The organism is Moritella sp. Urea-trap-13, assembly GCF_002836355.1.
In the GTDB taxonomy this organism is placed as follows: Bacteria; Pseudomonadota; Gammaproteobacteria; order Enterobacterales; family Moritellaceae; genus Moritella.
Window position 1 is genome coordinate 991575 of the sequence record NZ_PJCA01000031.1, and the last position, 13468, is coordinate 1005042.

Sequence of the window (13468 nt, forward strand, 5' to 3'; positions counted from 1 at the left end):
ATCATAAAGTTCTAATCTACCTCGATGAACTTTAATGAGATTCACTTTAATGAGATGAACTATATGACAGAATTACAAATAACAGACATCAAAATTGGCGAAGGTAAAGAAGCCGTGAAAGGTGCTTTGATCATGACGCAATACCGTGGATTTTTAAATGACGGTACCCAATTTGATTCGTCTTACGACAAAGGTAAACCGTTTCAATGTGTGATTGGTACTGGCCGTGTTATTAAAGGTTGGGATCAAGGTATTATGGGTATGAAAGTGGGCGGTAAACGTAAACTGTTCGTACCATCAGAGTTGGCTTATGGCGAACGTCAAATGGGGTCGGTGATCCCTGCCCATTCAGACTTAAGTTTTGAAATTGAATTACTTGAAGTACTAACTCGCGACGACTAATACAAAAAAAGACATTCATACCGATAAATATATCGTGATGAATGTCTTCATATAATCAGTAATTATCACCCTTGTATTGCACACTACATCACTACGTCGCGACATTAATTAATAGCATTAAGCATCATCTATCCCAGCGCAGTTAACTCACCGGTAATAACTTCTTCAACAAGCTCTCACATTGTGCTGTGTTCATCAACTTCGGCACAGGGTACTCACAATACGCTTCTCTGACTGCGCGTTTAGCCAGTGCCGCAATGTCCTGCTGTTTAAGCTCAGGGAAATCAGCTTGAATATTCAAAGTTTTGTTCAAGACTTTCACACCCGCAACAAACTTATGCGCCGCTGCAACTTGCGAGTCGTCACTGGTCGCTAGCCCTGCCGCGATAGCCAATTCAGCATAACGACATAATGCGTTTTCAAACGAGAATTCCAGTACATGCGGTAAGATAACCGCATTAGCCAGACCATGGGGTATATGATAATAACCGCCCATTTGATGGGCAATAGCATGCACATAACCAATCGATGCTCGGGTAAACGCCACACCAGCATTAAAGCTGGCAATTGACATTTGACGTCGTGCTTCGATATTACTGCCATCTGCATAGGCGATTGGTAGATTAGCGAAAATACGTTTTACCGCATCATAACCATAGGCTTTAGTTTGCTCAGAGGCATGACAACCAATATAAGACTCAACTGCGTGGGTTAACGCATCGATACCCGTTTCAGCGGTGATCTTAACCGGCAGTCCGAGCATTAATAGCGGATCAAGGATCGCCACAGCAGGCACTAAACTTGGATCCACAATAGTAAATTTTTGCTTTTTATCTGGGTCTGTCACCACAGCAACAACAGTCGCTTCTGAGCCTGTACCTGCAGTCGTCGGAATAGCAATAAATGGCGGCAGTGCTTTACGCACACGTAACATACCAACTAGTTTTCTGGCATCGACATTTTTCACCGCAGCAGCAGCTATCGCTTTGGCGCAATCCATTGGTGAACCGCCACCTAAGGCAATTACACTGTCACAACCCTGTTGTTTGTACTCTTGCAAGCCATTCGCAATCAATTGTAAGGTTGGATCGGGTGTCACTTGGTCAAACAGTGCATAGTTAATATTGGCCGCATCCAAGACATCCGTTAAGTGTTTGGCGATACCTAACTTCACTAACATCGCATCTGTTACGATCAGTGGTTTAATACCACCGAGCTCTGTTAACGCCTGCGCCGTTTGGGTAATAGCACCCTCGCCTTCAATCAGCTTAGGTAATGGGATTGGCACCAGTTTATTTGCTTGTTCGCGAATTTTTATAACAGTTTGATGCAACATAAATTTTCCATTTTAATTAATACGTCATGCGAAGTAACACGATAGTTTACAGCAGTTGATTAAAGTTATTACCCTAATTCAGCTCGATAACCGCTTTTAATGACTTCGCTTTAAACAGGTCTAATTTATAGTATACATACTTACTATTTTGCTTTGTTATCATTATCCGCCAACAATAGATTACAACCTTTACTGTCATATTCTTCGCTGTACATAGCCAACTGTGAGCATCCTGAGGATAACGGGTTAACCATCGATGTCGTTGTCACTTCTGTCAGTTTATCTGCAAATTCTTGATCGCGGTCGGTCTTACCTTCTTTTTGTTTGATTAACTTAAATGCCAGCAGGATAGAAGCAATACCGAAGAATACCGAGCCTAGCGCTTGGCCGATTAAGATACCTTTTACCCCAGCAAGTTCGGCACCGACAAGCACAAATGGGATAGTACCCAATGTCGCTTTACCCATGTTAAACCAGGTTGAGTATTTCGGTTTCCCGAGGTTGTTAAAGCTGGCGTTAGCAATAAACATCATGCCATTAAAAATAAACGTCAGCGCTAATAAACGGCAGAACAAGGTCACCACTTCAACCGCATCACCAGTCAGGTTAAAACCACTGATCAAGTAATCTTCAATTAAAAATAAAATTAAAGAAACCATCACCACATAACCGGTACAGAACCAGAGTGCGTCTTTGAGGCTTTTACGTACCCTAGGCATTAATTTAGCGCCGTAGTTTTGCCCTAAGATTGGACCAATTGCCCCCGACAACGCGAAGATCATGCCAAAGGCAACCGGTAGAATACGGTTAATGGTGGCATAACCCGCCATGAAACTATCACCAAATTCGGCAATACTACGAGTAACAAAGGCATTACCTATGGGGGTTGCCACATTGGTGAGCATCGCCGGTAAAGCGATAGCCATGATAAAGGGGAGTTGTTTTTTAAAACTATCAATGTACCAACTGCCGAGCAGTTTATGCTTGGAATAGACCCCATAAAATGACAAGGCAAATACCGCACAACGGGCTAAGACACTGGCAATCGCCGCGCCTTCAATGCCCATGCTTAAGGTAAAAATGAAGATCGGATCTAATACCGCGTTAACCAAACCACCACCTATGGTTGATAGCATAGATAACTTACCATCACCGACAGCACGTAAACTTGCGCCCAGTGACATAGCCACCGACATCAGTGGCATCGAAGGCACCAAGATTTGTAAATACATTGTGCCTAAACGTAAAGTTTCGCCCTTTGCCCCCAGTAAACTCAATAGCGTTTCAATATTAAGCCAAGTTAGCACCATGATGAGCAAGGAAACAAAAATGGTCACGATACTGATATTGGTGACATAAGAGCGCGCGCTCTCACGCTTGCCCTGCCCCAAGGCTTTAGACACTAATGCCCCCATCGCAATAGACAAGCCAATAGATATTGACGTGGTAAAGAATGCCACTGTCCCCGCATAACCAACCGCGGCGGCTAAGTGTTGTTCGCCAAGTAAACTGAGATAAAACAGATCCAGTAAATCGACTAGAAATAGGCAGGTTAAACCGATAGCACCTGTCGAGCTCATATAAATAATATGAGACAAAGTAGAGCCTTGGGTAAACTTAGCTGTGGTCATAAGAAGTCTGAATAATAAATGGGGAATAGAATTACTATTAGTAACATTGTGTATTACATAGCGCAATACAGAAAGCAAAAAGCCGGAACTTAAATGAATAAGTTCCGGCTTCTCTAATTAGATGGCGGAGGAGGAGAGATTTGAACTCTCGAGGAGCTATTAACCCCTGCTGGTTTTCAAGACCAGTGCATTCGGCCACTCTGCCACCCCTCCGCAGCAGTTCGAATAATATAGAAGCTTGCATACATTGTAAATATCAAAAGCCTAATTAACTCAAACAGTTCGCTTTACGTTGTATTTTAAGCCTAAGCACGTTGTAATTAGGTCAAAGTGTTGATTAATTAAACGCACATCCCCTGCAGAAACATTCTAGCCAGCCCCTTCAACTTACCAATCTCCACGGTTCAGTATATTTACTGACTATTGGCGCTGTTATCCGTATACTGCCCGCAGTACTGCTATTTACAAATAATAGTAATTCAAATTATCCCAATACAAAGAGAATCTCATGACAGAAACAAATCCAATAATAACTAAATTCTTTGCTGACGTTAAACCAAGCCAACAGGTTTGGGGCTTACAAGACAAAACAGGTGAAGATTGGGTTGTATGTGATTCGGTTAACTTCGAAAATACAGATGCTATGCCAATTTGGTCTACTGAAGCGCTAGCACAAGTACATTGCTGCGATGAATGGAACGAATTCAAACCAACAGCTATCCCTGTTTCAGACCTACTTGAATTTTGGATTGAAGACCTAAACGAAGATAACGTTATTGTTGGTCTTAACTGGGAATCTGAAGGCGAATGTGCAGAACTTGAACTCAATGCATTCACAGAATCAGTTGTAGCAATCGAAAAGCTTTAATTCGCCAAATCGGTTAATACTGTAAATAAAGTGCTTAGCTTAACCTGTTAAGCACTTATGCCCCGTTTAAAACAAAATAAACATCGACCAATCGCTCAACATCGCCAATGTACTGCCTACTTCAGGCGTCATATTCCAAAGAGCCGCCACCGCTAGCATCATTACTAACATCAATAATTTGCTGTCCAAGTCGACTAATTTCAACGCAGTACCAAATGAACGTTTAATCCGAATGTTACGGAGATCAACGCTGTAGATTTCATCTAACATTAAATGTACTAATCCACCTAAAAATACAAAGCCACCAGATAACCAAGCTAGCCTATCCGCCTTATCAGTATCAATACCATCAACATTAGCAATCAGCTGCGTTGTCGCTAAGCCACACAAGGCTAAAAACAGCAAGGTATGGCAACTACCTCTATGTACAGTCAAACGCTCAAAAATAGTCCTTAATCCGTACTTCATTACCGCATAAGTCAGCACTGGTACCACGATAACCTCGGCAAAACTCAAGTCATCAAAATCGTCACTGGTCATATAACGCATAATAATAAGGATGATGGCAAACGCAAAGAGGTTAAATATGGTATCGAGAGAAGTTGAGTTGTCCGAGTCAATATCAGGTAATAATCCACCTATCGTACCAAGAAACCACAGCCAAACAGCGGTATCAAGTTCAATGTGGCCAGCCGCAACTAAACTTGCAGAACAAACACCTGTTATCAATGCGGCTACATTAAGGTGTGTATTAAAATTTGCCATTGTTGTCTTTTAAAATAGAGTTTAATGCTGCTATTATATGATAAATAAGAATTAATTAATCATCACAATGGAATTATTATGTTTAAACTTATCGCTATCGCTTTAATCGGTCTGGGTATTTATATCGGCATTAACTACACTGACGAAATAAATAGTATCGTAGAAAGTGATGGATTCGAGCAAGTACAGGAAAAGCTTGGAGATCTTTTTGAAAATAAAGACGCTATCATAGAAAAATTCGAAGAAATTAAAGGCTAACTAAAGGTTTAGTTAGCGACTGTCCAATACATGCTGCATCTCGCGATTGGACAGTGACAGTATGATTACTGAGTGATCAGTGAATGATTACTGCATAGTTAGCGAGCAGTTAATCGAGAGCTAATAGTAAATCGGCCGCGTTACACTAACATGACCCATTAAATGCTATTGGCGCTCGATACTCATTAGGCGCTATTTATTTAACACAAACGCTTCAATAACCAGTGCCACACCGTCGTCGTTATGACCTGCGGTAATATGATCCGCGATGGCTTTAATGTCATCACTGGCATTATCCATTGCCACACCTAGTCCGGCGTATTCCAACATTTGCTTATCGTTACCCGCATCACCCATACAAATCACGTTATCTGCGTGGATACCAAACTGGTCTGCAATGGCTTTAACACCGATACCTTTGTGACTGTCGGTATGCAAGAATTCTAAAAAGAACGGTGCGCTTTGCAAAATATTATATTGCTGATAAATTGAGGCAGGTAGCTGCGCAATAGCGGCTGATAGCTTTTCAGGCTCATCAATCATCATTACTTTTAGCATTGCTTCATCATCACTTAAGGTACTAAAGTCCACTTCAGTGATCGACAGACCATTAATTTTAGCTTCATGATCTGTATAATAATTATGTTTCGGGGTGATCAGACCGGCTTTTAATGAAAACGCATGCACATGTACGCCTAGCTCAGTCGCTAACTCAGCAAGTCTTTTGGCATCTGCGCCCGTTACCGTCTGGCTGCGTAACAATGTCTTATCTTCGACTTGATACACTAAGCTGCCATTGTAACAAGCTACATAATCATCTTTACCTGTCATACCTAATTCTTCGAGTGCCCAACTCATCCCTTCAAGTGGTCGACCTGAAGCCAGTACTACACGTGTACCCTGCGCTATTGCAGCAAGAATAGCTTGTTTATTACGCGGTGAAATAGCACCTTGAGAATTAAGTAAAGTACCATCCATATCTAACGCGATTAATTTATACATACAACCTCAGGAAATTACCAACAACATATTGTAGTTATATTACAACAAAGGGGTAGAGGGTTCAGCAGTAAATACAAAATACAGCTGGCGCGTCACACTTTATTGTAATTAATACACATAAAAAAACGGTGGTATCGAGTTAACTCAATACCACCGCTTGATATTCAAATCATGTCAAAAGACAGGTTTAGCTCAATAACATTAAGCTATTTCTGTATTAACGTGCTAGATAGAAATGGCGAAAACAGCACCTAGAATAACAACCGCACCTACTAATAGCAGCGGGTTAAATTTACGTAATTGCTTCGCTTTCGCTTTAATTTCAGTATTACTTACACGTTGGAACTGCCCTGCTACGGCTGCAACATTGGTTTCAATGATAGCGACAGACTCATTACATTCCGTATCGTTATTACACGGAACATCTTCTGTCACTAATGCAAAGTCACCGCTAAATGAATACATAGTAAGATCTTCGCCACCTTCAGGGAAGGTAACCTTTTCTACATTTGTATTTAAAATAGCATTACAACCTATGTCTGCCGCCAATTTTTTAATATGGCTACGACCTTCGTTTTGATCTTTAAAGAAACGTGTGCTCAGTGTATGTCTTGCAACAACATGCCCGTATCTTGGTTGATTGCTTTTAGCTGTAAAAAAAGCAACTAACTGTTTTTTAAAGTTAACATCCGGTACGTGTACTTGTTTTGCGGCAAGGCCTTTTGGTGTATCTGTTGGTTCAAACTCAACGACAACATCCTTCACCAATTTAGATTCATTGGCTTTATCGAGCAAGCTCGACACATGTAAGAAATAACTCTCGCCATCATCGCCACAAATAAAACCAAACTTCTTTGCAGAAATGTACGATATAATTTTTCCTTTCACTTAACTTAGCTCCTTCAGTCTTTCTCAGACCTTATTAGTCCATTTCTTTAATTGCTTTTTTAACTTTCTTTAATGCCATTTTCTTTTTCAACGGCGATAAGTAATCAATAAAAAGCGTACCTTTCAGATGATCAATTTCGTGTTGCATTGCAATCGCTAAGAAGCCATCGTCATTAATTTCAACTGCGTTACCTTCACGATCCAATGCCGTTACTTTCACTTTCGTATAACGTGCAACATCAGCATAGAAACCAGGAATAGATAAACAGCCTTCTTGACCTGATTCGATGTTCTCACCTTCAACAACAACAGGGTTGATTAATACCATAGGTTCATTACGACCCTCTGAAATATCAATAACAACAACGGCTTCTTTACGACCTACTTGCGTTGAAGCAAGACCAATACCGTCGTCTGTTTTGTACATTGTATCAAGCATGTCATCAATCAATGTTTGAACTGTACTTACATCTGCTACTTGTTCAGCTGGTATCTCTAATTTTTTGTTTGGTGCCGTAAGAATAGTTAATACTGCCATATGTTTTTAAATCCCGGTTCTTGTTTATTTATTACAAACGTGCATATTTTAAGCGCCACATTATAGCCTACAATTGGGTGTAGTTTCTAGTTTATAAATACCGATTACATAGAGATATATGAAACTTATACATATTTGTTTCATATTGATGGCAAATCTATGCCTTAACAGCATGTTTTTTAACTATTAACATTATCTGTCATGTCTTTTTAACTACACTTAGTATTATTACCTCAATATCGTATTGGATTATTAATAGCCATTATTTAAATAGCATAAAGCGCTTAGAATACGATAAACGGAATAGGACATGTGATGAAAGCATATTATCTACTCATACCTTTGTTGGCAATAAACACGATTAATCTTGGCTGTTCAAGTAATCCTTATGGCGACAGCTACGATGTTGCTGATACGCGAAAAGTGCAGACAGTTTATTATGGGGTGGTGATTAGTACCGCGCCAGTGAACATTGAAGGTGATAAAGGCAGTCGTACTGTGGGGACAATTGCAGGCGGCGCTGTCGGGGGGATCTTGGGGTCTAAAGTCGGTGGCGGTTCTGGATCTGATATTGCAGCTATCGGGGGTGCCATCATCGGCGGCGTGGCAGGTAACAAAGCCGCACAAGGCATAACCAAACGTCACGGGGTTAATTTAACCATTAGGCTTGATTCAGGAAAGATTATTTCAGTGGTACAAGAAGTCGACCCTAACATGCTATTTAGAGTCGACCAGCAGGTTCAAGTAAACCAACAAGGTGATACGGCGCGCGTTGTACCGCTGAATTGATCACGCAATACCACCTAGCTACTTATTACCTATTACAAACTACTTAAGACTGGCATAATAGGCAGAAACGTTAGCAATATCGCTATCAGACAATGCCATGGACATGCCTTTCATTGTTGGGTCTTGGCGTTTACCGGATTTAAAATCTTTCAGCTGCTTGGTCAGGTACATTGCTTTCTGCCCTGCAAGGTTCGGATACATAGGTACCGCAGAGATCCCCGCACCACCATGGCAAGCTGCACACATGCCCGATTTCGCTTTACCTGCATCAATGTCTGCTGCGGACACTGGAATAGCCAACATACTCAATAACATAGCGAGAGACAGTTTTTTCATTTTAATCATCCTTATTACTATTTTCATGTATTTTAAAGGGCCGTTGCCAGCCCAAATACGCTTAATCCAAAACCGCAATAAAGTTAAACAATATTTCGCGGTGCAAAAGAGAACGCACGGAATTCATGTTTGTATTTAGATTCGCCGATCTTCCTGATTTTCGATACACCCATCTTAAAGTTGTAGTTACCACTGATCTGGTCAACTACGCGTGTGGTCAGTGAATTCGATGGCTGGCGCATATCAATCATATTGGCATACAGCGCCCCTTTCTTAGTGGCTGATGTCACAATGGCTACCGCCGTCACCGCGGCTTTATCCAGTTGGATATGACCGTTTTTCAGCAAACTGCTGAATTGGAAGTCATCACCTTTCACACCCAAAATAGTATCTTTGAAATTAGCCACACGATCAGAATACATCATCACTTGATCACCTGATTCAATACCGCGTTGCTTGGCATCTTCAGGGTGGATCTCAACCCAGTTTTCAGGCCAGCGTTGTGCTGTATAAGCACGACGTTCAACATCATCAAAACCTGATTGCCAAATTTCGTTTACACGACCATTAGAGAACCACAGTTCATCTTCTCTTGGTTGTAACCAAGCATAAAAATCACTGAACAGATCCCAAGGGTGTTTCTGCAGATTGATCTTACCGGTTTGACTATTAAACGCGGTAAGTTGTTTCTTCAATACGTTTTGACCTTGTGGACCATTAGTTAAACCTTTTTCAGCTAATGTTTCAGCCGTCATTTCAGTATCATGCAAACGTTTTGTGCCCACTAACTCTTTGGTATCGTAGTTATAGAACACCGGCCCTTGAATACCTGTGGTACCGTACTCTTTTAGTTTCTGATGTAAGGTTTTACCTTCGGCATGGGCAGCCACTTTGATCATATTGAAATCTTTACGACTGCCGCGACTAAAGCGTGATGCTTCTTCTGCAACATCGTTAGAATTTTCCCAATCAAAACCATCAAAGCCCATACGTTTAGCCAATTGCCCGACAATCCACCAATCGGGTTTTGCTTGTCCTGGGGCATCATTAAATTTTTGATAAAGGCGTAGACGGCGCTCGCCATTGGCACGCATAAAGTCCACCTCTCCCCACGTCGCAGCAGGAAAGACAATATCAGCAAACTTGGCACCAATCGGATCACGCAGATATATGTCTTGGTTAATCACCACCATGCCACCCGAGTCAGCACGCTTCTTCAAGGTATCGATGATCTCTTGTTTGTCGTAGCTATAGACCTGATGCGGGTTCGACGTAACTAGTTCCCAGAACTTCTTCTGCAGGCCTTGGCTACCACACATAGATTGGATCCACGTGGTACCAATAACATGGGCAAAACGCGTATGACCTGAATATAAATAACGGTCAGTATCAAGCGCTCTGCGGCGACGACCCGGTACTTTCTCTGGTGACTTGTTACGCGGTAATTTACCGCCTGATTGACCACCACGTTGGTGACCACCAAAACGACCAACAACCTGCCCTTCTCGACCACCAGCACCGACAACGGTTGCTAATGTTGAGATGGCATTCGTATTGGCGGTATTGTTTGACCAATAAAAACCTTTCTCAATGCCAATCGATGTTTTTGGACGTACGCCATTCACTGGCTTAGCCATCATTTCAGCGGCTTTGTAGATCTTAGCAACATCAATACCGGCCATTTTAGCGGCATATTGCGGATCGAACTCTGACTGGGCCTTGTTCCATTTTTTATAATCGTCAAAGCCATCAGTTTGGAATTTTCCCCAAGTGGTACGCCACTGCCAAGGCGTATTACGGGTACCTTGACCAAAACCAGAGTTAGATTCCCATTTGTTATTTACCCATTTATCAATCCATTCATCATCCTGCCAACCATTGTCCATGATCACACGTAATATCGCGCCAACCACCAAGTTGTCAGAACCCGGATTCAGATCGATATGCAAGCCGCCATGTTTCTTCATGTAAGCAATACCGGCGGTTTCTCTTGGATTCAAGATCACCGTTTTCATACCTCGTTGAATAGCAGGCATCATAAACTGCGTAAACAGAATAGTTTTGGTTTCATACGGGTCAGTACCACAAACCATTAAGGTATCCGCAGCGCCCCAATCATCATAACTAGGACCAAAGTTATCAAAACCAGCATCACGGAAACCCGGTGTAGACGTTACATCTGATGGCGTATCATGAAAACTAAAGTTCGCGGTATTAATATGGCGCAGGGCATATTTAGTAATGGCATAGGTATTTTCAATATATTGATACGAGAATGTTTTCACGCCATAAGCATTAGTACCATGCTTATCAATCACGTAACTACCGACTTCAGCGGCAATATCCAAGGCAAAATCCCAGGGCACAGGCTGTAAGCTACCACCGATACGCACTAACGGTTGGGTTAAGCGATCGCGCGTACCCGTTGATGGGTTATAGACTTTTTGCGCTAATAGACCGCCGCGCATTGACGAGTCACCCATTTTGTTCACTACTGTGCTGTCTTTATCAGGCACGACAACAATATGGTGCGGCTTGCCTAGGTGCATCACCACATTATGTTGCGATGGTGCCACCCAGGCTTGCAGTGGCGCACTAGGAAAATCAATACCAAAGGCATTTTCGCTGGCTTTTTGGCCACCATTGGCTTTTTCTAACGGCCAACGGTAAACCTTGTAACCACAGGCAACAATACAATAATCACATGCTGTGGTGATGATCTCTGCGTTTGCAGGTGGTAATGGTGCATGGTCTTCTGGAATATAAAAATTAGTAGTCATAATTACGCCCCTTGCATGGCAATAATATTATCGGTACGGCCAAACAACAGCCCCATAATGCCCACGGCATAAATGTCATCACCATCTTGTTCAAGCAATACTTGTGGCAAACTTTCATAAGCTTGACCCGATACAATGATGCCGTGACGACGTAGATCGAAGGTCGATAAATGGAAAGGACATTGGCCTAATACACGATGTTCGCCAACCACTTTATATTGACCATCAAGCGGACCACCTTGGTGAGTACACATCAATGAAAACGCCACGATGTCTTGTTTGTTACCTAGACCACCACCTGCTTTTACGCCCATCTGGGTAATAATCGCGCGTGAGTTAGGGCCATTATCAGGGTAGTTAAAGTTAACTGGTTGATTGAGTTTCAGCTCGCTCACTTTGGCAATTAGCTGTCTTGGATAACCGACTATTCGCGCCTGCACATTTTGCGCTTGGGCGGTACCTGGGAATAACGACAAAGACACCACACTGGCGGTACTTGCTAGCGCACCGGTATACATGAGGAAGTCACGACGTGAGACCATGCATTTTTGATGTTCTTCTGCACTTTCGGTCTTCATTTTATCTTTATGCTCTGCATTGCGTTTTTTTCTGTCAAAGATCATTTTGTCGCCTCCGCAAGTTGTTGCTCGGTGAATAGACGCTGATAAGGGGGTAATGTTGGATAATCCATGGTGATACGTTCGCCAGAGAACGCATCGAGGAATGCTAACAAGTCTAATTTTTCAACCGCGGTTAGACCCAGAGGCTTAATTAACGGACTCTTAGTTGCAGGATAACCAGTTGAACGACCATCAGCAGCAATACCACCGCGATCATAGAAATCAATCACATCACTCAGTGTTGCTAACGTACCATTGTGCATATAAGGGGCGGTATATTTGCTATAACGTAAACTCGGAGTACGGAACTTACCTTTCATTTCTTTCCGTTTTCCGCGGAAATATACACCAGGATCGGCTTTGGTTTTACGGTACATTTTCTCGTTAGAGCCTTTGCCATACAGTTCATAACGGAACGTGATCTGCGCAAGTGCCTCTGAATCCCAACGCAAGTTAGTTGGCACTCCGATATTGTAATATTTCTGGTCACTGGCTAACGCACTGTTATGACAAGCGATACACTGGGCTTTGCCTTCAAATAAGATTTTACCTTGGAGTTGCTGTGCTGTTAACGCCGTTGCATCACCCATCAAGTAGTTATCTAATGGCGTATCTGTTTGTACTAAGGTACGTTCAAATGCTGCGATAGCTTTCCAGGCATTACTGATCTTCGGATAATTATCGCCGAATACTTGGTTAAAACCAGTCACGTATTCAGGAATAAGAGCCAATCGCGCTTCCATGATGTCGTCTTCGCCATTACCCGCAACCGCGCCTTTTGCCGCGCTCTTCGCTTGGCCTTCGAGTGATTTGCTTGAACCTGCCCAGAATAAATTACCGTAATAAGCAGAGTTAATAATGGTTTGACTGTTACGCCAATGCACTGTGCCTGGGTAACCGATAGATAGATCGGTCGGTACATCCCAGCCTAAATCGGGAAGATGACAAGCGACACAAGGTGTTGAACCATCACCACCAACGCGACCATCAAAGAACAGCTTTTTACCTAATGCAATTTTTTCATCTGTCATTGGGTTATCAGCTGGAATAGGTACTGCACCCAATGGCGCTAACGCAGGTAATGTCATGCCATTTAAGGTAATTGGTTTTAATGATGCAGCGACTATCTCTGCGGTGATAACATTTTTGTCTGCCTGACTTTTCTTATCATCCTGCTGCGCACAAGCTGGCACAGTGGTGATGGTCAACAATAACGCGGCCATTGTAGACAAGTTGATTTTATTGCTCATCTCGT

Annotated in this window: 14 protein-coding genes and 1 tRNA gene; 4 read left to right on the forward strand and 11 right to left on the reverse strand. The window is 42.3% G+C overall.

Annotated elements, in window-relative coordinates; translation table 11 throughout:
- The first annotated feature begins 63 nt into the window (after positions 1-63).
- Complete coding sequence (locus CXF93_RS12465) at positions 64-402, forward strand: FKBP-type peptidyl-prolyl cis-trans isomerase (protein ID WP_101063348.1); 339 nt, start codon at positions 64-66, stop codon at positions 400-402.
- 142 nt (positions 403-544) lie between these two features.
- Here CXF93_RS12465 and CXF93_RS12470 read toward each other — a convergent pair whose 3' ends face one another.
- The 3 genes from CXF93_RS12470 to CXF93_RS12480 form a co-directional block, all read right to left on the reverse strand.
- Positions 545-1738 (reverse strand): iron-containing alcohol dehydrogenase, encoded by a 1194-nt coding sequence (locus CXF93_RS12470; RefSeq protein WP_101062820.1) that lies wholly within the window; start codon positions 1736-1738, stop codon positions 545-547.
- Positions 1739-1881: 143 nt separating this feature from the next.
- Positions 1882-3369, reverse strand: coding sequence for an MATE family efflux transporter (locus CXF93_RS12475; protein ID WP_101062821.1), 1488 nt, complete (start codon positions 3367-3369; stop codon positions 1882-1884).
- A gap of 122 nt (positions 3370-3491) precedes the next feature.
- Positions 3492-3582, reverse strand: a tRNA-Ser gene (locus tag CXF93_RS12480).
- Positions 3583-3877: 295 nt separating this feature from the next.
- On the opposite strand from CXF93_RS12480, the gene CXF93_RS12485 reads away from it, so the two are divergent.
- Entirely contained in the window at positions 3878-4237 is a 360-nt protein-coding gene (locus CXF93_RS12485; RefSeq protein WP_101062822.1) for a DUF2750 domain-containing protein, read from the forward strand.
- Positions 4238-4303: 66 nt separating this feature from the next.
- On the opposite strand, the gene CXF93_RS12490 is transcribed toward CXF93_RS12485, so the two are convergent.
- Complete coding sequence (locus CXF93_RS12490; protein WP_101062823.1) at positions 4304-5002, reverse strand: metal-dependent hydrolase; 699 nt, start codon at positions 5000-5002, stop codon at positions 4304-4306.
- A 78-nt stretch (positions 5003-5080) separates the two neighbouring features.
- Between CXF93_RS12490 and CXF93_RS12495 the strand changes: the two genes are divergently transcribed.
- On the forward strand, positions 5081-5260 hold the full coding sequence (locus CXF93_RS12495; RefSeq protein WP_101062824.1) for a hypothetical protein: 180 nt from the start codon (positions 5081-5083) through the stop codon (positions 5258-5260).
- 192 nt (positions 5261-5452) lie between these two features.
- Here the strand turns inward: CXF93_RS12495 and CXF93_RS12500 are convergent, their stop codons facing one another.
- From CXF93_RS12500 to def, 3 genes are all read right to left on the reverse strand, one after another.
- Positions 5453-6262, reverse strand: coding sequence for a Cof-type HAD-IIB family hydrolase (locus tag CXF93_RS12500; protein ID WP_101062825.1), 810 nt, complete (start codon positions 6260-6262; stop codon positions 5453-5455).
- 225 nt (positions 6263-6487) lie between these two features.
- Positions 6488-7150 (reverse strand): cold-shock protein, encoded by a 663-nt coding sequence (locus tag CXF93_RS12505; RefSeq protein WP_101062826.1) that lies wholly within the window; start codon positions 7148-7150, stop codon positions 6488-6490.
- A 34-nt stretch (positions 7151-7184) separates the two neighbouring features.
- The gene (gene def, locus CXF93_RS12510; RefSeq protein WP_101062827.1) at positions 7185-7688 is read right to left on the reverse strand and encodes a peptide deformylase; all 504 of its coding nucleotides are present in this window, start codon (positions 7686-7688) and stop codon (positions 7185-7187) included.
- A 315-nt stretch (positions 7689-8003) separates the two neighbouring features.
- Here def and CXF93_RS12515 point away from each other — a divergent pair, with 315 nt between their 5' ends.
- Complete coding sequence (locus CXF93_RS12515; RefSeq protein ID WP_101062828.1) at positions 8004-8477, forward strand: glycine zipper 2TM domain-containing protein; 474 nt, start codon at positions 8004-8006, stop codon at positions 8475-8477.
- Positions 8478-8516: 39 nt separating this feature from the next.
- Here CXF93_RS12515 and CXF93_RS12520 read toward each other — a convergent pair whose 3' ends face one another.
- From CXF93_RS12520 to CXF93_RS12535, 4 genes are all read right to left on the reverse strand, one after another.
- Positions 8517-8813, reverse strand: a complete 297-nt coding sequence (locus CXF93_RS12520) for a cytochrome c (protein WP_101062829.1) — start codon at positions 8811-8813, stop codon at positions 8517-8519.
- An 83-nt stretch (positions 8814-8896) separates the two neighbouring features.
- A complete protein-coding gene (locus CXF93_RS12525) occupies positions 8897-11593 on the reverse strand; it encodes an arsenate reductase (azurin) large subunit (RefSeq protein ID WP_101062830.1) in 2697 nt (898 codons plus the stop codon).
- Between the two features lie 2 nt (positions 11594-11595).
- Positions 11596-12216 carry an arsenate reductase (azurin) small subunit gene (locus CXF93_RS12530; RefSeq protein ID WP_101062831.1) on the reverse strand — a complete coding sequence of 207 codons (621 nt, stop codon included), beginning with the start codon at positions 12214-12216 and terminating at the stop codon, positions 11596-11598.
- Positions 12213-13463, reverse strand: coding sequence for a cytochrome-c peroxidase (locus CXF93_RS12535; RefSeq protein WP_198551653.1), 1251 nt, complete (start codon positions 13461-13463; stop codon positions 12213-12215). Before CXF93_RS12535 ends, CXF93_RS12530 begins: the two co-directional genes overlap by 4 nt.
- Positions 13464-13468: the final 5 nt, after the last annotated feature.